The organism is Echinimonas agarilytica (assembly GCF_023703465.1).
GTDB lineage: Bacteria > Pseudomonadota > Gammaproteobacteria > Enterobacterales > Neiellaceae > Echinimonas > Echinimonas agarilytica.
The window spans coordinates 524,062-549,783 of the sequence record NZ_JAMQGP010000001.1 but is presented as its reverse complement, the minus strand read 5'-3'; the positions used below and the strand labels follow the sequence as shown (position 1 = coordinate 549,783).

Sequence of the window (25,722 nt, the reverse complement as noted above, 5' to 3'; positions counted from 1 at the left end):
AAAGAGCCCGCTTCTGCGGGCTCTTTTTTTGGGTGTTCTAAATCCAATTAGAACTTGTAACGCATTCCCACAGTAAAGCGTCTATCGGCTTGGCGAATCTGGTACACAGACCCGTTAAAGGCCGCATCTCGAGTTGGCTCTTCGGTAATGTTTACGATATCGGCTTGAACGCGAAGGTTCTTATTGAAATCGTACGACCCCGACCAATCTAATTGCTTCATTGACTCACGATATGATTCGCGCGCTGTTGGGTCGGTATAGCTATCGCCATTGGCGTCTACACAACTCGCATTCACACACATCTCACGCCCAATACGCTTCATACGCCCCTCGTTGTCATCTTCCAAAAAGCGACTTCTATAGGTGTAGGCCAAACGTGTAGTGAAGCCGTGCTTTTCGTAGAAAATAGCAGCATTGACGGTATCTTTTGAAATATCAAGCAATGGCGAACCATTGGGATCCTCACTGTCGGCATAGGTGTAGTTCAACGATGCCCCCACGCCCATATCAAACACTTGCTGATACGCCAATTCAACACCTTCCACTTTACCGCTGTCGCCATTGGTATCAAATGTGGTCGTCAAACCAATGTCTGTCAGTGGTGTAGACGCATCTGGCGCTCCCCCTCGGCCATCCAAGAAACACATATCGCCTCGGTTCACTTCATTCGAAACAGCAACATACTCAGGGTTATCCCAGCATTCGGTTGCCGTCGTTAAGAATGATTCTACGTCTTTATAAAAAATAGCAGCCGACACCATGTTTGAGTCTCCCCAATAATACTCCACTGAAATGTCGTATTGCGTTGCTCGATAAGGCTCCAAACCTGGGTTACCGCGCGTCGCTTCAGTGCTGTCAGCATTAACAATGTAACCTGGACTTAGCTCTTCAAAGTCTGCTCGGCGCATGACTTTTGCCGCGGCGAAGCGAACAATGGTGTCGTCCACCACTTCTAGGCTGGCGTTTAAGCTCGGTAAAAAGTCGGAGTAGTCGGATGTTTCTTTCACCAACACAATGTTGCCATTGACGTCTTCTGCATATGCTTCAACCTCAATATCTGTGGCCACATAGCGCCCTCCAAATACAGTTTTGAACGGCATACCGGCAATATCAGTGTCGAAGTTCAGCTGAATATAAGCGGCTAAGGTATCTTCACCTACAGTGGCATATTCATCGGTGTTAAAGACCAATTTGCCATCTGTTTCCATGTTCGTGCCTTGCAACAACGAACCAATAATCTCACCCGTACGCGTTTGGTTTTGAAGGATATTATTATCAAACATTACAAAGCGATCTAAATCGAATTGGGCGCTGTCGTCAGGAAAGGCGTCAAAGTCGTACTCTTTAATCGTTCCGGCCGGAAACTCAGGCATAGTGATGGTAATGTATTCATCGTCATCAGTATCAGGCAGGCCGTCAGGACCATAATCAATTAAGCTTTTGTGCAGGTTGTCGAGCTTGAGGTTGTATTGTTTTTTCTCGTAATCACGTTCGGTGTAACGCACACCAAAATCAACCGCTGTAAGCATGTCAAAGCCAGACACAGGCTCGTAGTAACTAAAATCTAAACGGCCCGCAGTTTCTTCGTTATCAATATGGTTGTCACGCACGTCGTAGCGGCGTAACGCCCAATTGTCTTGATTGGTAAAAGTGTTTGGGTCTTCCAATACCACCGACGGCACATGGTCATTGTTGCTGTAATAACTCACACCACCTTGCCAATAGTTGTTGTCTTCAGGCGCGAGTGCTTCGCCCTCTGGATCAATGGCATAGAAACGCATGTCATAATATGGTTCAAAGGAGTCTGAAGTAGCGTGGCTCACTTCGGCCGTAACCAGCCACTGATCTTCAAATGACCACTCCGTTCCCAAAGCAAGGGTCATTGAATCTGTTTCTCGGAACTCAGACTCTGTCCGGTTAATGAATAAAACGTCTGAGTCGTAGTAACTATTGAGCTGGCCTTTCCCATCGATGGAATAATCAGCATTGCGTTCGGCATCGGTACTAAAAGGAGAGTGAGCAATCGACAAGGGCGAAAACGCCTGATTGTTGCCTTCGCGTTTTGTAAAGGCGGCTTCTAAGTAGACATTACCGTCTTCAGATTCAGGCATCCATTGCAAGGCAATATTAGCCGCTGAGCGTTCACGTTCATCCACTTCGGGAAAGTAAGTATATTCGTGAGGAATGATGTAGTTCCGGTCTGCATCAACTTTACCGCTATCGATGTCGGCTTGATTTACATTCAGCGGCTCTACTTTAAAACCCACACGAGACTCGTGCTGCGTGAGTTTTCGATCTAAATAACTAACGCTGGCAATCATACCAATGGTGCCGCCTGAGCTTAACTCCCACTTGTCCCCATATGTGGCAAACAAGATAGGACCCCAATCTTCTGCATTTTCAGTATATTCACCTTTGACAGAAACCGATGCGAGCGTTTCTTTTAGATCGAGAGGGCGCTGCGTTTTAAGGTTAATGGTGCCTCCTAATGCACCTTCAATCATCTTCGGCGTGGGTGATTTAACCACCTCAATTCCCGATAGAAAATCTGACGGAAAATCCTGAAAATCAACACCATTTCGTCCATCACCCAAGGTCGAACGGCCATTGAGTTCCACTCGGTTTTGCGGCAAGCCACGAATTGAAACGTCTGAACCGACTCCCATATCACGATTAATAGAAACCCCGGTGATACGCTGCAAAGTTTCGGCAATGTTATTGTCGGGTAACTTACCAATGTCTTCGGCCACAATCACATCAACAATACGTGAATCACTGCGTTTAAAGCTTGCGGCAGCAGACAAGCTCTGCTGTATGCCTGTTACTTCAATCACCTCAACATCAGACTGAGGATCGGCTGGGGTATTTTCATCTTGAGCATGGGCTGCAAAGGTTATTGCCATCGTCGTTGCAGAAACAACTGACAGAGCAACTTTTGATAATTTAAAGTGCATTCCTTTAGTCCTTGTTTTGTGGCTTTTTTTAAGTACAACTAAATCCTTCTAAGCCACTTTTTGTGAATCGTATGATCGCTTTTTCAAACTGTTTTTATGGTTAAAAAACGCCCAGATACTTTCATGCACCGATTAAATGTTCAACCAAGATGTTATTCCAATGTGATCATATCGGTCATATTTAAGGTAATAACCAAGATGCTTACCAATTAGTTTGATGAAGATCAAGTTGTCTTGACCAGTAAGTTTATTGGCCGCGCTGTTAGCACCCCAAAGACAAAATTTGAAAGGGAACTTATCTTTTCTGAAGCGCTCAAAACTGCTCGCGACAACACTTTTAGTGTGTGGATTGACCTAAGGCATACGCAATAAATGGCAGGGATCATAAAATGACGGTTCAGATCATGAACGGTAAACACAATGAAACTATTAGCGGATAAAACCGGCGAGCAGTTCCTGAATATTTTGGAACAAGATGACGACGCTTTAGTGGTTCAGTTTATCTCTAGTGAAGGTCTCCCAATTGGTCAGCCCTTTAAAGACTCATTAAGTGGGCTATTGCTCGTAGGTTGGACTCATCGCACAACGTCCACAGCCATAGGCTTGCATCGGTTTAAACAAGGTTGTTTGGAAGATGCGCATGCGAGCTTTGCACTACACCAATTATTTCCGTTGGGGCGCAAAGTAAAGTTACCTTCTGGAGACGTGGCGCAGATCGCAAGCTACGCCAATACCCACGCTGACGGTTACTACATGTATTTACGCATGAATGCAGGCCAGCAGATATCACGCGTAAAAATCACGCCAGACTGGGTGCTTCTTCCGTCGAACAAACGACTAGGACTGCCTTACTACCCCGCCCCTAAATCACAGGCCGAGATCGATATTATTGATGAGTTTGACGCTTGGTCAGGTGGGTTTTAATACCTAAGGGCACACCGCCCCTATGTATAGGGGCGGCACTTGCAAAGACCATACAATTGTTTCAAATAAGTTAGATTAAAACTGTTGAACCTCTTCGGGGCCTGGCGTTGCAAAACGATAATCTTTCACCGTAAAACGAACTTCTCCGGTTTCATCCGTATCAATCTCCATGGGCACCAACATCGCCCCACTTTGAGTGCCGGTGTAAGCATCATCACCTTGATCGTTTTGAAGCATTAAATCGTCATAAGGCACATAGGTTCCATTCTTAAACGCGGTCATCCACCAGCGACCTTGTGAATCTTTAAATGGTGTGCCATGTCCCAAGAAACGCCCCACCCACTTGCGCTCAGAATACGGACCTAAAATATTGTCCGCAGTGGCGTAGTAGAGATTGTACGTGCCCTTGCGTGGCTTATCGGTGCTCCACGCTGTGCCAAATAACACGTACTTGTCTTCATGTTTGATCACAAAGGTACCTTCATGGCCAATTTTACGATCACTCGGCCAAGCCTTCTTCTTTTGACCTTGAAAAGCGCTAAGTTCACTATTGAGTTGAAGGATGTCAGTGGCCGCATACAACATATAGTTTTTGCCATCGTCGTCTTGGAATAATGTGGGATCATGACGATGCCCAAATTTCTCGGTGCCCATGAGTTCTTGATAAGGACCCATCACATTATCCGCAACCCAAAGTACTGCTCGTTGAGAGTTGGTTGTATGCGTGATGTACCACTTATTGTTCAGATAATGTAACTCGGGCGCCCAAAGCAACGCTTTACCCTGATTGTGTTTTCGCGTGGCAGCATGTTTCGCAAACGCGTCAATATTAGACAACATCCCCAACTTCACCGGCACACCGAGCAACTCCCAATCAGCCAAATTTTTGGAGCGCCAAATTTCTACGCCTTCATTTTTATAATCATATTTCGCCCCTCCCAATACCCTATCGAGGCGCGTACCTGTGTAATAGAAATAGCCGTCTGGCCCCTTCATGATATAAGGGTCACGAAGGAACATTCCGCTAAAGATCTGAACCGCTTTATCGTGATTTTTAAGATGTTCCCGGTCCACCTTGTTTAAAGAGAAAGATTTGGGTACCGCCGCCCCTTGTTTAGGCACCACCATTTCGCTTGAAAACTCCGGTCCAAAAGCCAATGCAGTACAACTGGCTCCCAAAGTGAAGCTTGCCAACAAAACGTGAGTGAAAACTCTTTTTAACATTTGAGGTGTCCCTTTTTGATTGCATGTTAATGTCAAAATTGCGCGTTCAAGCAATCGCTTTTTGAACGGCTAGACACTCAAGCGTATGATTTAAAATCAGACGCAGGTATAGGCGATTCAAGTCAAATAAAGACCTATTTGGTCAAAGTGCTGAAAATGTGAATGGGCAGAGGCGCCTCCTGCCTTTTGTCGCAGCAATACCATGGTAGTGTGCGCCACAACAAATTTTTACATAGCAAACAAATTAAAATTGAACTACTGACGCGTTCACCATTCCAATGAAAAAACAATGCGCCATGCGTGAAGCAATCATCACAACTCACATACAGGGACAATTTATGTCACAACACATTCTCATGTCAGAAAAAGAAGGGCAGAGCTATTTGGCAAGCCAAGCTGCTCCGGAGTTTAATGCAAATGATTTTCCAGAGGGCTGGTCTGGCGCAGGGGTGGAAGCATCAGGCGTGTTTATGTTCATTTTGAAAGTCGACAAAGAATCCGACACATTTGAACTGCACGCATCAGAGGACGCTTGGCTAGCATACGTGGTCAGCGGCTCTGGTACATTACTGGCAGGAACCGCAGATGAACAAAGAACTGAATCAGTGGCCTATGCAGCAGGCGACTTCATTACCTTTGAAGCCAACACTCCGCATGGTTGGATCAACAATATCGATGCCGAAAGCCGCTTGCTGTTCGTAAAGCAAGCGTAATCGAATCAGGCGTGTAAGCAATTGGCTTGATTCGATTATCAGGCCAACAGAAGTGCTCAAATGAATTTGACGGTAGGGAAGGAGAACAATTCAAACAATCATGGATGGAGGCCACAGGCACCTACTTCTAAAACCTTTGAAACAAAAAAGCCGCTGACACATCGTCAAGGACTGCATGTAAAAGAATAAGGTTTATTTATAAAATGATGCGTCTGGGGTGCCTTGAAAGCACGCGAGTACATAGGGGTAGTCGTCCGTAATGTAGTACCCGTAGTGGTCGTTCACCGTCATGCCATTACACACGTCTAGGTCGCCTAGCCCCTGCACATATTCATAGTCATCAAGGAAGCTGCCGTCATACCCACCTCCTGGTGATTCATCGTCCATAGGGCGGTTGCCTGATTTTAGGCGATAACTTGGGACGGCTTTTCGCACCACGCCCTCACCATCAGTATAGAAAGGGCCAAAGATTGGGAAACCATCAGCAGCAAAACCAATCACCGGGGATTCAACTACATCAGTTTGGTGATAAAACGCATTAGGTGTACCGTGATAATGGTAGGTGCCGTCGGGTTGCGCATGGGCATTGTGGGTATCCACCCGGAAGCCATTGACAGGGTGCATGGGATCGTAGCGCCAAGGAGTCGACATATCATTGCAACCGACTTTACCATTGCCAATGCCGAAACACCCCGCAGCCAATAAGTCGACCTTTACGCCATTGAGCAACAAAGCGTTGTCGATTTGCAACGATAATTCTGTGGGCGCAGCTGCAAAACTTGGCGCAGTGGTCACTTGAAATTGATCCGACTGTGCCGAAACCTGATTGGGGAAACCGGCATCTCCATCGTTAAAATCATGGTTAGGAATTGCATTGGTATCGAACACGCACTTATTCCCTACCACAGCAATACTGAGATCGCCTTGAAACAATTGGGCTTCGTTGACGTCAACGACGTCAGAAACATAATCATTGGCATAGTCCGCACAGCTAACGCTGCGACTGGTCAATGTGGCATTGGTAATATCAACAGGGCTTTCAGGCCCCGCATCATCTGCCCGTCCTAAAATTGAATCTAAACGATTATTGAGCAATTCAAACGCATTGGATTGTGCGGTATTCAATACAGCGCCAATTGCGATTAAATCTTCGGTTTCAATGCTCTGTTCCGACAATTGATAAAGTTCCTGCGAGCCATCGTGCCACTCGATGAGCTTAAATTCCAAATTGCGAATGGCGTACCCATCAATACTATCGTTGGTAAAGTGAACAAAGTTATAGTCGCGGCCCGATACAGCAGAGCCTTCAAGCAAGTGCGCAAAGCTTTCGCTGTCGTGCATTGCATCCAAGTCTAGCCCAGCAATTTGTGCAATCGTGGCGAACATGTCTGTTGCATTCACCAGCCGTTCTTCGCGCTCTCCTTTGCGGGTTACTCCTGCGCCCGACACAACAAATGGGGCTCGAACGCCTCCTTCATAAAGACTGTTTTTACTCTGTCCTTGGAACAGTACTGAGGTGTCTAAAATTTGAGCGGGAGTGCCATTGTCACCAATAAAAAATATCACCGTGTTATTGCGTGTCTCTTCGGGTAATGAATCTAGCAAGCGCCCTATTTCAGAGTCCATGGCTTCGATTGCCGCCAAATAATAGTCTCTGGAATTCGAAGATATATCGTTAGCGCTGCCAGACAACGTTCGGCTATGAAGGTCGTCAGGCGGTAAGTGAAATGGCGAATGCGGTGCCGAGTAAGCGACCCATGCGAACCAAGAGGAAGATGTATTTTGCGAAGCGATCCAATCTATTGCCTGGTTTGTAATCGCGCGGGTGTGATATTCAGTAGAAATAGACACTTCATCATTCAACGTAAGCTCCCAACTGTAATAGTCGTCGATATTGCTCATGTTTCCTGCAAAATAATCAATGCCAAATGAGGTTGGCCCGCCTGCATTATTGCCCAAATGCCATTTGCCAAAAAAGCCCGTTTGATAATGTTCCGTGGCGTCCTGCGATTTTAGGTAAGTTTGCACGGTTTCAGAGCTCGTGGCCAAATTGCCGGGCACCGATGAAACACCGCTATGAATGCCGTATTGACCGGTAAGCAAAGCTGCTCGAGTAGTTGAACATGCCGGCGTAACCCATGCGTTGTCAAACACAAGTCCATCATTGGCCAGCCCATTCAATATTGGTGTATTGGGCACATCTACGCTATAGCTGTATTGAGCAGACGCGTCGATACCTTGGTCGTCACTCAGAATAAATATAATGTTAGGCTGGGCTGATTGTTCTAGATCTTCAGGAGACGTTTCATCGGGCTCATTAATGGGCTCTTCGCCCCCCTCATCTTCGAGTTCAGATACATCGGGCGTCTCTGGTACTGGTGTTGGATCCATCTCAGTGGATGACGATCCGCCTGAACCACCACATGCGGTCAGCACCAAACAACTGATGATCAGTATGAGATTCAGCTTCATAAATGGCCTCTGTTATTCTTGTTTTGCAAGACCAGCATGTCTGTTTATGCGCAGTGAAGCGAGTGCCCAACATTGAAATTGAAGAAGATCCACATTGTTTCCACATTTTCGGTTTGCCTTATATAGCGGGCCACATGCACAAGTGTCAGAACTCCTTTGACCTGACTTCAACGCATTAGAGGAGCCTTATAAAGCCGAGGCTGTTTTTTGGATGGGTGATTAAGAATTAATTTAACAGTCATGGAAAATGTGATTTGCATCGAGCATACAGCCTTAATTTACCCTGGTTTTAGGGCATTTATCTCAAACTCAATGATCATAGGGCGCAACCAATCGTATGGCCGTTAGCATACAGCGCCATAAATAGATCAAAGTTTACCCGTAAAATAAATTGCTAAACGATTCTGACTAAGTACAAGGAGAGCTTGTGAGTCATTCACCTCACGCTTCATTACCGTTACAACAGATTCCAATTTTGGGGGGATTTGTGCGCGCATTTAGCATTGATTATCGAACTCTCGCACTTTTTAGAGTGCTGATTGCCATTATTATTCTGGCCGATTTGTGGATACGAAGCGGCGACTTCATTGCATTTTTTACGGACACCGGCATCACTAAGCGTTCTGATATTATTAGCTATTACGGTGACGCCACTTGGTCTTTGTATTTTCTAAACGGCTCCACTTTATTTGCCGGAGTACTTTTGGCTCTTGCCGTTTTGGCCGCACTTGCTTTGCTCGTTGGCTATAAAACAAGGCTTGCAACAGCGGTGAGCTGGGTACTATTAATGTCGGTGCAAATCCGAAACCCAATACTGCTTTCAGGTGCCGATGACTTAATGCGCGTATTGCTGTTCTGGGCCATGTTCTTGCCGCTCGGCGCACGCTTTGCGATTGATTCGGCGCTCGAAAAGAACCAACCTTATCCACAGCAAAATCACTTTAGCGTCGCCACTATCGCGATGTTAATGCAGGCCATGTACGTGTATTGGGCTGGGGCTCTGCTTAAAACAGGCAAAGCCTGGACCGAAGACTACACCGCAGTTTACTACGCCCTGAACGCCGAACATTACACAACATATCTGGGCCACTGGATTGGCAACGTGCTTGAACCCATACTGCCAATGCTCACGCAATTTGTATTTTACATCGAGCTTTACGGTCCTTTATTCCTAATCACTCCATTTTTATTGCTATGGTTTCGGCTCCCCGCTTTGGTGCTGTTGATTTGCATGCACATTGGCTTTTTATTGCTTCTCAACGTGGGACATTTTCCCTACGTCAGTATCACTTCTTTACTCTTGTTTACCCCCTCTGCAGTTTGGGCAATGGTCGATTCCAAATGGGTCGCTAAGCGCAGTTCAGGCGTTATGGTGTATTACGATGAAGGCTGCGAGTTCTGCAAAAAAACCGTTTATATTCTTCGGACCATGCTGCTTTTACCACGAATTGAAGTACTCCCAGCCCAAGGCGATAGTACAGCTGCCCCATTGCTCGACAAGCATGATAGCTGGGTGGTGAAGTCGGCGGACGATACTTACAGACTTGAGTGGGATGCCCTCACCTGGCTTGTCGGCCAAAGCCCTTTATTGTTTTGGATGAAATGGCCAATGAAAGGCCTGCAAGCCTTGAATCAATCGGGCGACCGCTGCTACCACTTCATCGGGAACCGACGCATGGTACTGGGTAAGTTCACGCAACGTGCACTGCCGTGGCGACACTCCTCTGGCAAGCACAATTGGGGGGCACAACTCGTAGTGCTTGCGCTTGCAGTCATGGTGCTTCAAATCAACTTGTCTTACGTCAGTACTGTGCCACAAATTGATTCCTCCTTGATCAAAGTTCGCAACGCTCTAGGGTTATGGCAAAAGTGGAATATGTTTGCGCCTTTCCCCATTACTCAAACTCGTTGGCCGATTGTGGAAGGATTAACCATTGGAGGCAACAAAGTTGACCTTTATCGCAACGAGCTGTCTGCGCCGCCACGCGCAAAACCCGATACCTTAACCCACAACCACCGAAGCTATCGCTGGCGTAAATATCTAGGGCGATTGTATTTAAAAAGGTATAGCCGTTTTCGCCGACCATTTGTCAATTATCAGTGCATGCGTTGGAATAAAACAATGGGTTCCGATCCACACTACTTGATTCGAAAAGTAAATCTGCTCACCGGCATTTTACCTACGCATTTGCCGCCTCAAAAAGGCAAAGAAAAGATAACCAACCAAGGTACCTACACCTGTCGTTGAATATATAGATTGGCGAAGGGGCTTGTTGAAAGCCCCTGAGTTGCCTTCAAGCCGAGCCATAACGGCCTTGTAGAATACTTTGAATGGTATCAACGCTGGCTTGATCTGCACTGAGCATTCCGTTCACCATATCAAGATACCCCGACTGCTCAGCCTGATCTGGGTTGCCACAATGAAATGGCGGAGCGGGCGCATATTGCATGATGAGCTGAGCTTTACATGCTTCATCCACTGAACTCAGCGAACTTACCAAATAGAGCGCCTCATCAATTCCCGAAGCAATTCCTCCGCCCGTCAACACGTCTTGATCATGCACATAGCGGGGGTAATCTGGCGCCAAGGTGACGCCTTGAAGATTTGCCAAAGCCCCGCGCATCGCCCAATGGGTCGTGACTTGCTTACCTTTAAATATACCCGTGTTAGCTAATAGCAAAGCTCCGGCACAAACCGACGCATAACGAGGCCAGCATTGATGAGGCTTAGCTGCCAACTCGCCACATACACGTTGTAGAAAAGACATATAAACATCATCCTGCAACAACACCGTTTGTGCCTGCTCTACACTCGTGCCCGGCACAAACACAACGCATCCTTGATGCTCAGAACATTGATAGTTAGAACTATGAATTGAATCACAAACATCTGGTCCTGCTAAAAGGTATTGCTGTTATTTTCGTGCTTCATTCGGTTAAACTAACTCAATTGTCAACAATAAACATTGTTACCATGAAAAAACTCACCTCTCTTTCTTTGCTTATCCTCAGTTCATTCATGCCGTTTGTGAGCCAAGCCGAAGACAAACGCCCAAACATCGTTGTGATTTTATCTGACGATTCCGGCTATACCGACTTGGGAAGTTTTGGCGGCGAAATTGAAACTCCCAACCTCGACCAATTAGCGCAACAAGGCATGCGCTTTAGTCGCTTTTACAGCAATGCCCGATGCAGCCCAACCCGCGCCTCGCTATTAACCGGTGTTGACGCTGCACACGTAGGTTTCGGTGGAGGAGTTGTAGGTGACTGGGTACGCGAACTGCCATTTGAAGCCCACCGTGCAAGACTTCCATATGATCAGCCTCTGATTTCAGAAATGCTTGGCAGCAATGGCTACCAAACGCTGATGGCTGGCAAATGGCACTTGGGAGGCAGTTACATTAAAGAAAATCCGAAGAAACTCGCACCTATTTGGCGTCAAGCACACTCTGGTATGGAGCTGACCGAAAAAGAAATGGAGCTCGATTACCTAGGCTTACCGCCGCAGCGAGGATTCCAGCAGAGCTTTGTGTTTCATGGTGCTCAAGGGAATCTTTTTGTGAGACCCGAAGATGGCCACGAATATTACGAAGGCAACCAAAAAGCCACGCTCAAGTACGACTACAACTACAAAATGCGCTGCTACGCGGGCGGGCCTTTTGAGCAAAAACATTACGGCAGCTGCGATGGTAAGTCGGGCAAAGCATTTTACGCCACTGATGGCATGACCGATCGCGCCATTGACATGATTGAAGAAGCATCTGAAAAAACCGAACCGTTTTTCATGTATGTGGCTTATCGAGCTCCGCACAAGCCGCTGCAAGCGCCAGAAGAACTGGTTCAGAAATACCTAAAACGTTACTCCGACCTACAAAAAATTGCTGATGAACGCCATAAAGGCCTGGTCAAAACCGGCCTATTCTCTGGCGATGTCGACACGGTCAACAATAACTACATGTGGACCAAACAAGACCCAGAAAAAATCGAGAAATTCCGACTTCAATCAGCTGTTCATGCTGCCATGATGGAAAAACTCGACGAAAACGTAGGGAAGCTAGTACAAGGTCTGAAAGACAGTGGTGAGTACGACAACACGCTGATTTTCTACTTCTCAGACAATGGCGCAGCATCTCACATTGGTGACCTAATGAATGTGCCTTATAAAGGTGTGAAGGCATTATTGTGGGAAGGTGGCGCCCGTACGCATGCCATTGCAAGCTGGCCGGGCGTGATTAAGCCAGGCACGATGTCCGATGACCTCATTTGGGTAGGCGATATTACACCCACATTGTTGGAAATCACTAACACTGAGTTTCCTGAAAAATTCCGTGGCAAAACGCCTAGAAAACCAGATGGACGAAGTGTTATCTCATCCATTAAAGGCGAGCCAATGACGCCACCTGAAGCTATTTACTTCAATGACAAAGGTCAGCAGAGCGTGATTTATCAAGGCCGCTGGAAATTACTTGTTGAAGCAGGTTGGTATCTGCAAACCCTCGCCAAACCGGGCATTGCTTACGAACTGTATGACTTGGACAATGATCCGGGCGAGACCAATAACCTCGCAGACAAAAAGCCAGAGATGGTGAAAAAATTACTCGCGATGAGCGAAAAATGGAAAGCCGAAAACAAGATTGTCGACTACGCCGAAATCATCAAGATCAAGCCAAATGACCCTTACTAACCAAAAAGCTTCAGCGGGCAAACGCTGAAGCTTTTTGCTTCAATGATGACAAAGGCATGAACGCTCATTTCATGCCTTTTTTATTTAATCTTTGGATTTTTCAAATACAAGCATCCACAGCAATAACACGCCACTAAAAAATAGCCACAACGCAGAGTGAATAGTTTGGTTGTTTTGGAAAATAGATATTTTGTCCCCGGCAGGAATGTCGTCACTCGCCCGAACGTATGCCACCAGTTCATGTTCAGAGTACAAATACAGCGCATGGTCAACAAAAGGGCCAGCGATCAACACCATCACTAATCCTGCAATACTGGCCACCACTAAACGCTCCCGAATACCGGCTTTCTTTAATCTGAGCATAGGCCAGACTAATAGCAAGAGCACGATACCAATCACCATATCCACAAAGTCGTAGTGGCCGCCTGCTGACGACACTGAAATAATTCCACCCAACCCGATTGCGATTAACGAAATCGCTTTTTCACTATTCATGCCGTTCCTTAAAGCGCTTAAAGATTGCATAGCAATCGCTCTATTCAGTTGATTATATTGTTAATTTTTGGATTGTAACGGAAAGCAATATACAAATGCATCTGGCTTATCAGAAGCCAATAAAAAACCCCGACGCCAAATGGCTATCGGGGTTTTAGAGCATTGTGCGCTTTAAACAAACGCCATAGACGTGGCTTACATCATGCCGCCCATGCCGCCCATTCCACCCATGCCGCCCATATCAGGCGCTGCCGGAGCTGCTTCTTGAGGAATTTCAGCAACCATTGCTTCGGTTGTGATCATCAAGCCGCCAATAGACGCTGCAAATTGCAATGCAGAGCGAGTCACTTTAGTTGGGTCCAGAATACCCATTTCCAACATGTCGCCATACACTTCAGACCCTGCGTTAAAGCCTTGGTTGCCAGAACCGTTCTTCACTTCATTGGCAATCACTGATGCTTCTAAGCCTGAGTTAGTCACGATTTGGCGAAGAGGTGCTTCCATTGCACGTAGGGCAATTTTGATACCGTGGTTTTGGTCTTCGTTGTCACCAGACAAGTCAGAAATTTTGCTCGCTACGCGAATCAATGCTGTTCCACCACCCGGTACAACACCTTCTTCAACCGCTGCGCGTGTGGCATGCAATGCATCTTCAACACGTGCTTTTTTCTCTTTCATTTCGATTTCAGTGGCTGCGCCAACTTTAATCACAGCAACACCGCCCGCTAATTTAGCGACGCGCTCTTGCAGTTTTTCACGGTCGTAATCAGAAGATGCGTCTTCGATTTGTTGTCGAATTTGAGTCACACGCCCTTGAATCGCGTCGGCTTCACCTTCGCCATCAATGATGGTGCTGTTGTCTTTATCGATGACAACACGCTTAGCTGTGCCCAAATCTTCCAGTGTTGCTTTTTCAAGCTCAAGGCCGATTTCTTCAGAAATCACGGTACCGCCAGTCAAAGTCGCGATGTCTTGCAACATTGCTTTACGACGGTCACCAAAGCCTGGTGCTTTCACGCCAGCAACTTTCACGATGCCGCGCATGTTGTTCACAACCAATGTTGCCAACGCTTCACCTTCGAGGTCTTCTGCGATGATCAATAATGGCTTGCCAGTTTTTGCCAATGCTTCTAACAACGGCAACAACTCACGAATGTTTGAGATTTTCTTATCAGCTAACAAGATGAACGGGCTTTCCAATTCTACGGTGCCGTTCTCTTGATTGTTAATGAAGTATGGAGACAAGTAACCACGATCGAACTGCATGCCTTCTACAACATCCAATTCGTTTTCAAGGCCTTGACCTTCTTCAACGGTAATAACGCCTTCTTTGCCTACTTTTTCCATTGCGGTTGCAATGATATCGCCCACAGCAACGTCTGAGTTTGCAGAGATAGTACCCACTTGAGCGATTGATTTATTATCCGCACAAGGCACAGAGATAGTCGCAAGCTCTTCAACAGCTTTAATCACTGCTTTGTCGATACCGCGCTTTAAATCCATTGGATTCATACCGGCAGCAACGGCTTTCATGCCTTCATTGATGATTGATTGCGCCAATACAGTTGCAGTCGTTGTACCGTCACCTGCATTGTCTGAAGTTTTTGAAGAAACTTCTTTGACCATTTGAGCGCCCATGTTTTCAAACTTGTCTTCAAGTTCGATTTCACGTGCAACTGAAACACCATCTTTAGTGATGGTTGGTGCGCCGAAGCTCTTATCTAGAACAACGTTACGACCTTTAGGACCCAGCGTTACTTTTACTGCGTCAGCAAGAATATTGACACCAGCGAGCATTTTTACGCGTGCGCTGTCACCGAATTTGACGTCTTTTGCAGCCATTTTCGTATTTCCTTCGTGTTTGATTAATCAGAAACGGGAGTTTGCTTATTCAACAACAGCAAGAACGTTGTCTTCTTTCATGATGAGGTGCTCAACACCGTCAATTTTTTCTGCTTTCTCTACATAAGAGCCAAACAGCACAACGTCACCAACGCTCACTGCAAGCGCTTGAACTGTTCCGTTTTCCAGAACACGCCCTGCACCTGTTGCAACCACTTCGCCTTTTGACGATTTCTCAGCTGCACTTCCAGTCAGAACGATGCCACCAGCGGATTTTGTTTCTACTTCAAGGCGCTTAACAAGCACGCGATCGTGTAATGGACGAATTGTCATTGGTAAATCTCCGATTCACATTTCAAAGATAATTAATAGAAACCGCTGCGCTGAACGCGCAAGTCGGGCTGTTTGAAAGATGGGGGTGCTTTTTAGCAAAACAAGCACCTGACCCAAAAAAAATTGCAGGGAATTAAAAAACTAGAGGTTAATTGAGTCGATCATGATCATCTTTGCGCTCAAATTCGGCATCAAAGGTGCTTCCGGAGGTATGGGTGTCGCCTCGACGTTGCCCCATATTACCAAATCGAATGACACGACTACTTAAAATACTTTTGGCAAATTGTCGACGCAAAGGCGGCAGCAACAAAAGCGCGCCAACCGCATCGGTCATAAAACCGGGGATGAGCAAACACACGCCAGCAAACGCTAACATTGCGCCTTCAATCACTTCGGGCGCGGAATCTTGTCCAGACGCCATGTTCATTTGCGCTCGTTGCATCACCGACAAACCTTGGCTGCGAACAAGCGACACGCCAATCACGGCGGTTAATATAGTTAACGCAACAGTTGTAAGTGCGCCAATTTGCATGCCTACCTGTACAAGTAGGGTCAATTCGATCACAGGCAACAACAATACGAGAAGAATAAAAAATGGCACAATAATGCTCCAAATTAAGTCTATCTATAGTAGACGTTACATAGTAAATAGGGTCAAACAATTGGTTTTTCAAGCCTCGTTGTAACTTCAGACCATTTATTATGCCAATGGTTGCATGCCAACCCGATGCATGTTGAACGCGCACCATAACGGATAAGTGAACCTGCACCATGACAACAAACACCATATCATTGCCAACAGATACAAACCCAAACAACGACGCTATTCGTTTAGTGTTGACCACCTGTGCCACACAACAACAGGCGGAAACGATTGCCAAAGGTGTTTTGGCGGCGAAGCTCGTTGCTTGTGTGAATGTTATCCCAAATGTACAGAGCTGGTACCAATGGCAAGGAAAAGTTTGTAATGATAACGAGCTAAAGCTGGTCATTAAGACAAGGGCTGATAACCTCAATGCGACAATGGCCTGGCTAGAGGCGCATCACCCGTACCAAACACCTGAAATTTTATCGATCTCGGCCAATGCCGGTAATCGCGCATATTTACAATGGATTCAAGACGTATGTTGAAGTTAACACGGCACATCAGCTTTATTTTCTCACTGCTTGCAGCACTCTGCTCTGGCCTATTTATCGTCAGTACAGCGGCCACCGCCAATCCATTTTCTGTGTTCGATGAGACACCCGAATTTTTGCAAGTAGACGATGCGTTTCAATTTGAAGCAGACGTAATATCTCCCGGTAAAGTAGAAATTTTTTGGACCATTGAGTCCGGCTATTACTTATACAAAGATAAAATAAAGCTCGCTTCGCCTGATGTGGACAACTTCACCATCGAATTCCCCGATGCGGTATCACACGACGATGAATTCTTTGGTGTGACAGACGTGTACTACCACAACCTAGTTCTGCCGATTACGTATCAAAGTGATATACCGACTCAGCTCACCATTACCTACATGGGCTGTGCAGAAGCAGGCTTGTGCTATCCACCAACGAGCCAAAAAATAAGCCTACCAGCAACCGCGGAAGCGGCAGCATCAACCACATCAAATTCGACACCTCAAAGTCAATCAGAGTTGGCGCAAACCCTTGCCAGCGGCGGTGCGCTCACCACGCTTGGACTGTTCTTTTTATTAGGCTTAGGCTTGGCATTTACGCCGTGTGTATTTCCCATGTATCCCATTTTGTCGGGGGTGATTAGCGGCAATCAAAAACGCTCAAAGTCACAGGCCTTTGCGTTGTCCTTTAGCTATGTTCAAGGCATGGCGTTGACCTACACTTTACTAGGGCTTTTGGTGGCGTCGTTTGGAATGCAACTGCAAGCAGCCTTTCAACATCCAGCCGTGCTCATTGGCCTTAGCGTGTTATTTGGCGTGTTAGCTTTGTCGATGTTTGGCGTGTTCAACCTTCAATTGCCTCGTAGCTGGCAGGACGCACTACAAAGCAAAAGTCAGAATATCCAAGGCGGCCGGTACGGCTCGGTATTCTTGCTGGGTGTCATTGCCGGATTAGTCGCTTCGCCTTGCACCACCGCTCCGCTGTCAGCTGCACTGCTATATGTAGGCCAGAGTGGCGATCTAGCATTTGGTGGGCTGGCACTTTACTTACTGTCGATGGGGATGGGGTTACCCCTTTTAATTATCGGCACGCTTGGCGCTCGCTTGCTCCCGAAAAACGGCGCATGGATGAACGTGGTTAAACACATCTTCGGCTTCGTTACGCTAGCCGTACCGGTATTTCTGCTTGAGCGCATTGTGCCAGAAACCACCAGTATGTTGATGTGGGCCCTGCTATTGCTAACGACCGGCGGCTATTTGTTGTTTGCTCTTCGTGAAGCGAAACACCCTGTTGTGGCCACCTTGGCCTACATGATCACCGCTGTACTGTTATTCTCGGCGGTGGATATGGGCAAGTCGGTATTGGTGTCAGCTCCGGCTCAATTCACCCCTGCTCCGAATGCTGCGCCCTCAACCTCAGCACATATCGATGAGTTTGGCTTTATAACTGTAGTGGATAAAAAAGAGCTAGAGGAAGCGCTGGCCCAAGCCAAACTTGAACGCAAAGCCGTATTGCTCGACTTTTACGCCGACTGGTGTGTGGCTTGTAAAGAATTCGACAAATACACATTTCCTGATGCCAATGTACAAACACGACTGGCTGATATGACGTTGATCCGCATTGATGTCACCGCATCCACTTCTCAAGATATTGAACTTCTGGAGTTCTATTCAATCTTAGGTTTACCAAGCTTGTTATTGTTTGACGCTCTTGGTGAAGAGCTGGTTGACTATCGAATTGCCGGATTTTTGAAACCCGAGCCCTTCGTAGCTCACATTAACAAAGCCTTTGAATAACCTGTTCCGCTTAATTTTGTGACCGCCAAGCCAGCAGTTTGGCGGTTTTAGCCTACACTTGGTGGTCATAAGATCCCGCTAAAAACACACCTATGGTGTGACAAACGAGGTACATTTCACATAATATCGGTGATTAGACCAGTAAAAAGCTGCCAAATGCCTCGATTTTCTTATAATGTGGCGAACTCTAGAGAATCGTACGATTTTCAGTGAACTTTTTGGACAAACAGTGTCCTAAGTAAGAATGGCAGCATTTATTATGCTTTTTCGCCGAGGATACCCTATAAATGTCGACAAAATATCGCATTCTTGTATTAAATGGGCCAAACCTAAACTTGTTGGGCACTCGAGAGCCTGATAAGTACGGTCATCAGACACTTGACGACATTATCGTTCAATTGACTGATCTGGCCGACCAATACAACGTTGCTGTCGAACACTTTCAAAGCAACGCTGAAGCTGATCTGATCAACAAAGTTCATGCAGCCAAAGACACCTCCGACTTTATTCTTATTAATCCTGCAGCGTTTACTCACACGAGTGTGGCGCTTCGAGATGCTCTGTTGGCTGTCTCAGTTCCATTCATCGAGATTCACCTGTCGAATGTGCATGCTCGCGAAGCGTTTCGACAACATTCCTATTTTTCTGATGTGGCACAAGGCGTAATTTGCGGTCTTGGCCCCATCGGTTATGAACTTGCGATGTTAGCTGCATTTCAGCAACTTTCATCTAATGACAAAACAACTGACTAATTTTTAAAGAGACCCCGGTATGGATATTCGAAAAGTTAAAAAACTGATTGAGCTAGTGGAAGAGTCTGGAATCTCAGAACTTGAAATCACTGAGGGTGAGGAATCAGTACGTATCAGCCGTGGCGGCCAAATGGTTGCTGCACCAATGATGCAAGCTCCAATGGCAGCTCCAGCAGTAGCACCTGCTGCAGCTCCAGCGGCAGCACCTGCGGCTGTTGAAGATGCTCCAGCTACAGGTCATCAAGTAAAATCGCCTATGGTGGGCAGTTTTTACCGCTCTCCGGCGCCAGGTGCAGCCGCCTTCGTTGAAGTAGGTAGCACTGTGAATGTAGGTGACACTATCTGCATCATCGAAGCGATGAAAATGATGAACCAAATCGAGTCTGACAAAGCCGGTGTTGTGAAAGCCATTTTAGTGGAAGATGGACAGGCTGTTGAATTCGACGAACCTCTCATCATCATCGAATAAGCGAGCCTCTCATGCTAGATAAAGTTGTCATTGCTAACCGAGGTGAAATTGCATTGCGTATCTTACGCGCCTGTAAAGAACTCGGTATTAAAACGGTTGCCGTGCATTCCACTGCCGACCGCGATCTCAAGCATGTATTACTTGCAGATGAAACCGTATGTATTGGTGAAGCGCCTGCGACTAAAAGTTACTTGAACGTCCCCCGCATTATTACTGCTGCTGAAGTCACTGGCGCGGTAGCAATTCACCCGGGTTATGGCTTTTTGTCAGAAAATGCAGACTTTGCTGAACAAGTTGAAAAAAGCGGCTTTGTATTCATTGGCCCTAAAGCCGACACCATCCGCATTATGGGTGACAAAGTTGAAGCCATTGCTTCAATGAAAAAAGCAGGCGTTCCTTGTGTACCAGGCTCTGACGGCCCACTCGGTGACGATGCAGCAAAAAACAAAGCAATTGCGAAACGCATTGGTTATCCGGTCATCATTAAAGCCTCTGGTGGCGGTGGTGGACGCGGTATGCGCGTTGTACGCGGCGAAGATGAGTTGGTGCAGTCAATTCAACTCACGCGAGCAGAAGCCGGTGCAGCTTTCAATAACGACATGGTTTACATGGAAAAATACCTTGAAAACCCACGTCATATTGAAGTTCAGGTCTTAGCCGACGGCCAAGGCGGTGCAATTCATTTAGGCGAGCGCGATTGCTCGATGCAACGTCGCCACCAAAAAGTGATTGAAGAAGCGCCAGCGCCGGGCATTACCGAAGAGATGCGTAAATTCATTGGTGATCGTTGTTGCCGTGCGTGCCTCGAAATTGATTATCGCGGCGCCGGTACATTCGAATTCTTGTATGAGAATGGCGAATTCTACTTCATTGAAATGAATACGCGGATTCAAGTTGAACACCCAGTCACAGAGATGGTGACGGGCATCGATTTGATTAAAGAGCAGTTACGCATTGCAGCGGGCCAGCCTTTGTCGTTCAAACAAGAAGACATCAAGCTCAAGGGTCACGCAATGGAGTGCCGTATTAATGCCGAAGATCCGGAATCTTTCATTCCATCCCCCGGTACAATTCAGCGCTTCCACCCACCGGGTGGGCTAGGCATTCGTTGGGATTCGCACATTTATGCAGGATATAAAGTGCCGCCCCATTACGATTCAATGATTGGCAAACTCATCACTTACGGTGAAAACCGCGACGTAGCAATTGCTCGCATGCGAAATGCTCTGGGTGAGTTGGTGGTAGAAGGAATTAAAACTAACCCGCCATTGCATAAGTTGATTCTAGCTGATGAAAACTTCCAGCACGGTGGTACCAACATCCACTATCTGGAGAAAAAGTTAGGACTGAACACTTAATTCAGCCCACAGCTGAATGGTTCCCCAAAAAGCATCAAGGGTTTTCCTTTGGTGCTTTTTTTATACAAACTAAAAATTAAATGGTCATGCTCCGCTTAATATGGCATATCAAACACACCAAAAACACACCTTAGTAACACTTCTTTAACGAACAATTTGTTTATACACTGTTAAATATGTAAACCATTGGTTTTATTTGCCTTTTACAACCAAAAATCGTTCACTTCTTTACAAATAAAGCGGCAGAAATCGATTATAATTCCAGCACCAAACTGGAGCCTAACGACCATGCTAAAGCCTATTTTTTCGATCACTGCAATCATTCTTTGCATCGCAAGCTATCTGTATTTTTCAGAGGCGAATTCCCATCAAAATATGCAACCGCCCGTTCGCACTGTTCCTGTGACAACTGCGTCTGTTGAAGGGCTCGCCTTGCCTAAAAAATTAGCCTTGGTGTCTAACTTAGAAGCATGGCATGCTGTGACCATTGCCCCTGAAGTATCAGGCCGAATTGCGCATCTAGCGGTTAAAAGCGGGCAGCGTGTTGAGCAAGATCAGCTCCTTGTGCAACTCGACAACTCCCAACAAAAAGCACTACAGAACGAAGCCATAGCAGAACTCAAAGAAGCCAACCGCCAGTTAAACGAGCGCATTCGCCTGTCTAAAAGTGGTGCAGTGAGTGCTTCCGAGCTGGCGATTAGTGAATCGGACGTGGCCATGAGCGAAGCACGTCTTGCCAGTGCCACAGCTGAACTTGAAAAACGTACACTCAGAGCGCCCTTTAGCGGAGTTGTAGGATTGATCAGCCACGCCACAGGCGCCCAAGTGAATGCCGCCGAGCAATTGATGACACTGGACCAACTCGACACCCTACGACTAGACTTAGCAGTCCCTCAGCGTTACATCGCTGATTTGGGTTCAGGACAAACGATTAGTGGCTCTGTAGACACCTACCCAAGCCATGAATTTTTAGGCACTTTAGAGGTGATTGATAGCCGAGTGGATCAAATGTCGATGAACGTGTCCGTGCGCTATGCATTCGACAACGGTAACGGCCTACTCAAGCCCGGCATGATGGTGCGAGTGAATTTAGAAATGCCCACCGAGACAAGTCCGGTGGTGCCTATTCAAGCGTTAGAATACTCGGGCTCAGATCGATATGTATATTTGATCAACAACGAACAGATTGCACACAAGCAATTGATTATTCCCGGTGATCGCCTCGGCAATCAAATTGTGGTGCAAAACGGCGTAAACATAGGCGATCGAATTGTAGTGCAAGGGCTTGTTGCCATTTCCGACGGTGCGCTCGTAGCTGAGCAAGCCCAAGTAGACACCCCTTCAGAGGTGATTCAATAATGTTGCTATCTGATGTCTCGGTTAAACGGCCGGTCATGGCCGTGGTGTTGTCTTTATTGCTGACGCTCTTTGGGCTTGTGGCCTTTACTCAGCTGTCTGTACGCGAGCTACCGGATGTCGACTCCCCTATTGTTTCTATCACCGTAAGGTATGAAGGTGCAGCAGCGGCGGTGATGGAAAATCAAATCACCAAACCGATTGAAGATCAGCTCTCCGGCATTTCCGGCATCGACGAAATTACCGCCACAAGCCGTAATGGATCGTCTCAAATCACTGTTACGTTTGACTTAGACTGGGACATTATGGAGGGCCTCTCAGACGTGCGTGACGCAGTATCACGTGCGCAATCACAATTACCCGATGATGCCGATGAGCCTATTGTGGTGAAGTCCAATGTCACCGGTGATGCGGTGATTCGACTATCACTGCGCAGCTCTGAAATGGATCGAATCGACCTAACAGACTTTGCAGAGCGCGTCCTCATTGACCGGTTGTCACTGGTCACTGGTGTGAGCACCGTTGATTTATATGGCGATCTTGAACGCGTGGTATATGTCGAACTCGATCCCTCTGCCATGGCCGGTCGAGGCATCTCGGTCGACATGGTTGAAACGGCACTCAACGATCAAAACCTTGAATTACCGGCGGGTCAGATTCGTAACCGAACGCAGGTCATGTCGGTCCGTTTAGAGCGCGTATTGCAAGAGGTCGAAGAGTTTTCTCGCGTTGTGGTGCGCTACGACGATCAAAACAGTCCCGTGTACCTGTCTGATATTGCACATATTTACGACGGTGCCAAAACCGAAACCAGTGCCTTTAAAAGCAATGGCCTGAACGCCTTAGGCTTTGCCATTAGCGCGCAATCAGACGCCAACCCTGTGAATGTCGCAAAAGGCGTGACTGAATTAGTCCAGCAAATGCAAGCCACTCTCCCCGCAGGCATGGAGTTTGAAGTGGCTTATGACAGCACTATTTTCATCGACCAATCGATCAAAGAAGTCTACCAAACGCTGTTCATTACCGCCGGGCTGGTGATTTTAATCCTGTATCTATTTTTAGGCCAAGCTCGGGCCACACTGATCCCAGCCGTCACTGTTCCAGTATCGATGATTGCGGCATTTATGGTGGCTCAGTTTTCAGGTTTCTCGCTTAATTTACTGACTCTCATGGCCTTAATCCTTGCCATTGGCCTAGTAGTAGACGATGCCATTGTGGTCGTTGAAAATATTTTTAAGCACATCGAACAAGGCACGTCACCGCTGCTGGCAGCTTACCGAGGCGCACGAGAAGTTGGCTTCGCAGTCATTGCAACCACTGCAGTGCTGGTGATGATTTTCCTGCCCATTGCCTTTGCCGATGGCATGGTGGGTAAGTTCTTTACTGAATTTGCCGTGACGTTGTCGGTTGCAGTGATATTTTCATCTATCATTGCACTCACACTGACGCCAGTAATGTCCTCTTACCTTCTCAAGTCAAATGGACAACAAAGCCGCTTCAACCTCGCTGTAAATCGAATTTTAAGCCGGTTTGAGGCTAACTATCGACGTTCCCTTCACTGGGTTGTGAAACGAGTGTGGATTGGCCCAGCTATGATCTTAGTGGCGACTGTAGCCATTGTTGTAACACTTCCACGTGTCACCATGGAAATGACGCCCACCGAAGATAGAGCCGTACTATTCATCTATGTCAAAGGAGCAGAAGGCACAGCGTTTGATCGCATGGTGAAGAATATGGAGGCAATTGAAGCGCAATTAGTGCCTATGATGAGCGAAGAAGGGCCATTGCAAGCCTTAAACTTTTCAACGCCGGCTTTTGGTAATCGGGGCGATCAAACTGGGTTCTTCGTGTTACGCCTGAAAGATTGGGCCGATCGGGACCAGCATTCCACGGAAATTTTGGCCAATCTACGCCGAGATATGTCGGGTTTCAGCGATGTGCGTCTATTTATTATGGGCCCAGGATTTGGTGGAGGAAGCAGCGACCCCATTCAATTCGTACTCAGCGGCGGTGATTATGACGAATTGGACAAGTTTGCCAATCAAATTATCGAAGCGGTCAGCGATCAACCCGAGGTATCGAACCTAGATACCAACTACAACCGCAATACCCCAGAACTCCTCGCTAAAGTAGACTTAGATGCAGCCGCAAAGGTAGCCATTAGTCCGAAGGACATTGCCCAAACGTTGGAAACCGTGCTCGGCGGCGTAAGCCGAACAACATTCGTTGATCGAGGCGAAGAATATGACGTGTACCTTCGTGGTGATTTAAATCAATTCACCGACAGCTCTGATTTATCCGCGATTTACATGACAGCCCCTAACGGGCAACGTATCAGCATTGCAACATTAGTGGAATTTGAAGAAGTAGGCAGTGCAGCTCGGCTCATTCGCTTTCAGCGGAGTAAGTCCGTCACCATTAGCGGTCAACCCGGTAAAGATCATTCATTAGGTGAAGCCTTGGCATTGCTCGAACAAAAAGCCGCCGAGATCTTGCCCGCTGGCATCACCGTCGATTACACCGGCGAATCGAAAGATTTTAAAGAAAATCAGTCTGACTCGCTTTTGGTTTTCGGCTTGGCATTGCTCGTTGCCTATTTGGTGTTGGCAGCTCAATTTGAAAGTTTTGTCAATCCGCTGATTATTATGCTCACCGTACCATTGGGTATTGCAGGCGCTTTGGCGGGCTTATTGTTGACTGGCGAGAGCATCAATATTTACTCGCAAATTGGCATGATTATGTTAATTGGCATGGTCACTAAAAATGGTATTTTGATTGTTGAATTCACCAATCAGCTCAGAGACAAAGGCCACGCTTTTGAGCAAGCTTTGATAGAAGGTTCAGTGTCACGTTTGCGCCCCATTCTAATGACTGCGTTTACCACCTTGTTTGGTGCAGTTCCATTACTACTGGCAACCGGTGCAGGCTCAGAAAGCCGCTATGCCATCGGCGTTGTGATCTTCTCAGGCATGGCTCTATCAACTCTTGTCACATTGTTCGTAATTCCAGCAATGTACCGCTTGATGGCGAAAGGTACGCACTCTCCTGGATATCGCGCACAAGAGCTTGAGAAAGAGACGCTAAACGAACGCTCAGTATCAAATTAGTGACCATAAGAAGGCGACACTCTGTCGCCTTTTTCCTCCTTCAATTCACTCGCTCTGCCTTTTCAATTCTTTAATCGATTCGAACGCTTAAAATGAACTGCACTATGCTTAGGTTCAAGGC

At 46.8% G+C, this 25,722-nt stretch carries 19 protein-coding genes; 11 read left to right on the top strand and 8 right to left on the bottom strand.

All coding sequences use genetic code 11. From position 1 onward, the window contains the following. Positions 1-47: 47 nt before the first annotated feature. Positions 48-2,954, bottom strand: coding sequence for a TonB-dependent receptor (locus NAF29_RS02355; RefSeq protein WP_251259876.1), 2,907 nt, complete (start codon positions 2,952-2,954; stop codon positions 48-50). Between the two features lie 420 nt (positions 2,955-3,374). On the opposite strand from NAF29_RS02355, the gene NAF29_RS02350 reads away from it, so the two are divergent. Next, complete coding sequence (locus tag NAF29_RS02350) at positions 3,375-3,878, top strand: hypothetical protein (protein ID WP_251259875.1); 504 nt, start codon at positions 3,375-3,377, stop codon at positions 3,876-3,878. Positions 3,879-3,953: 75 nt separating this feature from the next. Here NAF29_RS02350 and NAF29_RS02345 read toward each other — a convergent pair whose 3' ends face one another. Continuing rightward, on the bottom strand, positions 3,954-5,102 hold the full coding sequence (locus NAF29_RS02345; protein WP_251259874.1) for a family 43 glycosylhydrolase: 1,149 nt from the start codon (positions 5,100-5,102) through the stop codon (positions 3,954-3,956). A 338-nt stretch (positions 5,103-5,440) separates the two neighbouring features. Here NAF29_RS02345 and NAF29_RS02340 point away from each other — a divergent pair, with 338 nt between their 5' ends. After that, on the top strand, positions 5,441-5,815 hold the full coding sequence (locus tag NAF29_RS02340) for a cupin domain-containing protein (RefSeq protein WP_251259873.1): 375 nt from the start codon (positions 5,441-5,443) through the stop codon (positions 5,813-5,815). A 192-nt stretch (positions 5,816-6,007) separates the two neighbouring features. On the opposite strand, the gene NAF29_RS02335 is transcribed toward NAF29_RS02340, so the two are convergent. Beyond that, complete coding sequence (locus tag NAF29_RS02335; protein WP_251259872.1) at positions 6,008-8,287, bottom strand: sulfatase-like hydrolase/transferase; 2,280 nt, start codon at positions 8,285-8,287, stop codon at positions 6,008-6,010. Between the two features lie 427 nt (positions 8,288-8,714). Between NAF29_RS02335 and NAF29_RS02330 the strand changes: the two genes are divergently transcribed. Then, entirely contained in the window at positions 8,715-10,535 is a 1,821-nt protein-coding gene (locus NAF29_RS02330) for an HTTM domain-containing protein (protein ID WP_251259871.1), read from the top strand. A 46-nt stretch (positions 10,536-10,581) separates the two neighbouring features. On the opposite strand, the gene NAF29_RS02325 is transcribed toward NAF29_RS02330, so the two are convergent. Then, entirely contained in the window at positions 10,582-11,118 is a 537-nt protein-coding gene (locus NAF29_RS02325) for a DJ-1/PfpI family protein (RefSeq protein WP_251259870.1), read from the bottom strand. Positions 11,119-11,261: 143 nt separating this feature from the next. On the opposite strand from NAF29_RS02325, the gene NAF29_RS02320 reads away from it, so the two are divergent. Further along, on the top strand, positions 11,262-12,971 hold the full coding sequence (locus NAF29_RS02320) for a sulfatase-like hydrolase/transferase (RefSeq protein ID WP_251259869.1): 1,710 nt from the start codon (positions 11,262-11,264) through the stop codon (positions 12,969-12,971). Between the two features lie 84 nt (positions 12,972-13,055). Here NAF29_RS02320 and NAF29_RS02315 read toward each other — a convergent pair whose 3' ends face one another. The 4 genes from NAF29_RS02315 to NAF29_RS02300 all read right to left on the bottom strand — a co-directional run bounded on the left by NAF29_RS02315 (position 13,056) and on the right by NAF29_RS02300 (position 16,242). Next, entirely contained in the window at positions 13,056-13,466 is a 411-nt protein-coding gene (locus NAF29_RS02315) for a hypothetical protein (protein ID WP_251259868.1), read from the bottom strand. Positions 13,467-13,661: 195 nt separating this feature from the next. Beyond that, positions 13,662-15,308 carry a chaperonin GroEL gene (gene groL, locus NAF29_RS02310; protein WP_251259867.1) on the bottom strand — a complete coding sequence of 549 codons (1,647 nt, stop codon included), beginning with the start codon at positions 15,306-15,308 and terminating at the stop codon, positions 13,662-13,664. A gap of 45 nt (positions 15,309-15,353) precedes the next feature. After that, positions 15,354-15,641: a co-chaperone GroES gene (locus NAF29_RS02305; RefSeq protein WP_251259866.1), complete on the bottom strand. Its 288-nt coding sequence runs from the start codon at positions 15,639-15,641 to the stop codon at positions 15,354-15,356. Between the two features lie 148 nt (positions 15,642-15,789). Beyond that, positions 15,790-16,242, bottom strand: coding sequence for an FxsA family protein (locus tag NAF29_RS02300; protein ID WP_251259865.1), 453 nt, complete (start codon positions 16,240-16,242; stop codon positions 15,790-15,792). Positions 16,243-16,412: 170 nt separating this feature from the next. Between NAF29_RS02300 and cutA the strand changes: the two genes are divergently transcribed. The 7 genes from cutA (at position 16,413) to NAF29_RS02265 (ending at position 25,601) form a co-directional block, all read left to right on the top strand. Continuing rightward, the gene (gene cutA / locus NAF29_RS02295) at positions 16,413-16,772 is read left to right on the top strand and encodes a divalent-cation tolerance protein CutA (protein WP_251259864.1); all 360 of its coding nucleotides are present in this window, start codon (positions 16,413-16,415) and stop codon (positions 16,770-16,772) included. Beyond that, entirely contained in the window at positions 16,766-18,559 is a 1,794-nt protein-coding gene (locus tag NAF29_RS02290; protein ID WP_251259863.1) for a protein-disulfide reductase DsbD, read from the top strand. The genes cutA and NAF29_RS02290 overlap by 7 nt, the downstream gene beginning before the upstream one ends. A gap of 287 nt (positions 18,560-18,846) precedes the next feature. Further along, positions 18,847-19,311, top strand: a complete 465-nt coding sequence (gene aroQ / locus NAF29_RS02285) for a type II 3-dehydroquinate dehydratase (protein WP_251259862.1) — start codon at positions 18,847-18,849, stop codon at positions 19,309-19,311. Positions 19,312-19,330: 19 nt separating this feature from the next. After that, positions 19,331-19,780 (top strand): acetyl-CoA carboxylase biotin carboxyl carrier protein, encoded by a 450-nt coding sequence (gene accB / locus NAF29_RS02280; RefSeq protein WP_251259861.1) that lies wholly within the window; start codon positions 19,331-19,333, stop codon positions 19,778-19,780. Between the two features lie 11 nt (positions 19,781-19,791). Beyond that, on the top strand, positions 19,792-21,138 hold the full coding sequence (gene accC / locus NAF29_RS02275; protein WP_251259860.1) for an acetyl-CoA carboxylase biotin carboxylase subunit: 1,347 nt from the start codon (positions 19,792-19,794) through the stop codon (positions 21,136-21,138). Between the two features lie 288 nt (positions 21,139-21,426). Further along, a complete protein-coding gene (locus NAF29_RS02270) occupies positions 21,427-22,497 on the top strand; it encodes an efflux RND transporter periplasmic adaptor subunit (RefSeq protein ID WP_251259859.1) in 1,071 nt (356 codons plus the stop codon). Next, positions 22,497-25,601, top strand: a complete 3,105-nt coding sequence (locus NAF29_RS02265) for an efflux RND transporter permease subunit (RefSeq protein ID WP_251259858.1) — start codon at positions 22,497-22,499, stop codon at positions 25,599-25,601. The genes NAF29_RS02270 and NAF29_RS02265 overlap by 1 nt, the downstream gene beginning before the upstream one ends. The last annotated feature ends 121 nt before the right edge of the window (positions 25,602-25,722 follow it).

Bases quoted from the DNA above. Each gene is read 5' to 3' on its own strand.
- NAF29_RS02355 (WP_251259876.1), bottom strand. From the start codon at position 2,954: ATGCACTTTAAATTATCAAAAGTTGCTCTGTCAGTTGTTTCTGCAACG.
- NAF29_RS02350 (WP_251259875.1), top strand. From the start codon at position 3,375: ATGAAACTATTAGCGGATAAAACCGGCGAGCAGTTCCTGAATATTTTG.
- NAF29_RS02345 (WP_251259874.1), bottom strand. From the start codon at position 5,102: ATGTTAAAAAGAGTTTTCACTCACGTTTTGTTGGCAAGCTTCACTTTG.
- NAF29_RS02340 (WP_251259873.1), top strand. From the start codon at position 5,441: ATGTCACAACACATTCTCATGTCAGAAAAAGAAGGGCAGAGCTATTTG.
- NAF29_RS02335 (WP_251259872.1), bottom strand. From the start codon at position 8,287: ATGAAGCTGAATCTCATACTGATCATCAGTTGTTTGGTGCTGACCGCA.
- NAF29_RS02320 (WP_251259869.1), top strand. From the start codon at position 11,262: ATGAAAAAACTCACCTCTCTTTCTTTGCTTATCCTCAGTTCATTCATG.
- NAF29_RS02315 (WP_251259868.1), bottom strand. From the start codon at position 13,466: ATGAATAGTGAAAAAGCGATTTCGTTAATCGCAATCGGGTTGGGTGGA.
- groL (WP_251259867.1), bottom strand. From the start codon at position 15,308: ATGGCTGCAAAAGACGTCAAATTCGGTGACAGCGCACGCGTAAAAATG.
- NAF29_RS02305 (WP_251259866.1), bottom strand. From the start codon at position 15,641: ATGACAATTCGTCCATTACACGATCGCGTGCTTGTTAAGCGCCTTGAA.
- cutA (WP_251259864.1), top strand. From the start codon at position 16,413: ATGACAACAAACACCATATCATTGCCAACAGATACAAACCCAAACAAC.
- NAF29_RS02290 (WP_251259863.1), top strand. From the start codon at position 16,766: ATGTTGAAGTTAACACGGCACATCAGCTTTATTTTCTCACTGCTTGCA.
- aroQ (WP_251259862.1), top strand. From the start codon at position 18,847: ATGTCGACAAAATATCGCATTCTTGTATTAAATGGGCCAAACCTAAAC.
- accB (WP_251259861.1), top strand. From the start codon at position 19,331: ATGGATATTCGAAAAGTTAAAAAACTGATTGAGCTAGTGGAAGAGTCT.
- accC (WP_251259860.1), top strand. From the start codon at position 19,792: ATGCTAGATAAAGTTGTCATTGCTAACCGAGGTGAAATTGCATTGCGT.
- NAF29_RS02270 (WP_251259859.1), top strand. From the start codon at position 21,427: ATGCTAAAGCCTATTTTTTCGATCACTGCAATCATTCTTTGCATCGCA.
- NAF29_RS02265 (WP_251259858.1), top strand. From the start codon at position 22,497: ATGTTGCTATCTGATGTCTCGGTTAAACGGCCGGTCATGGCCGTGGTG.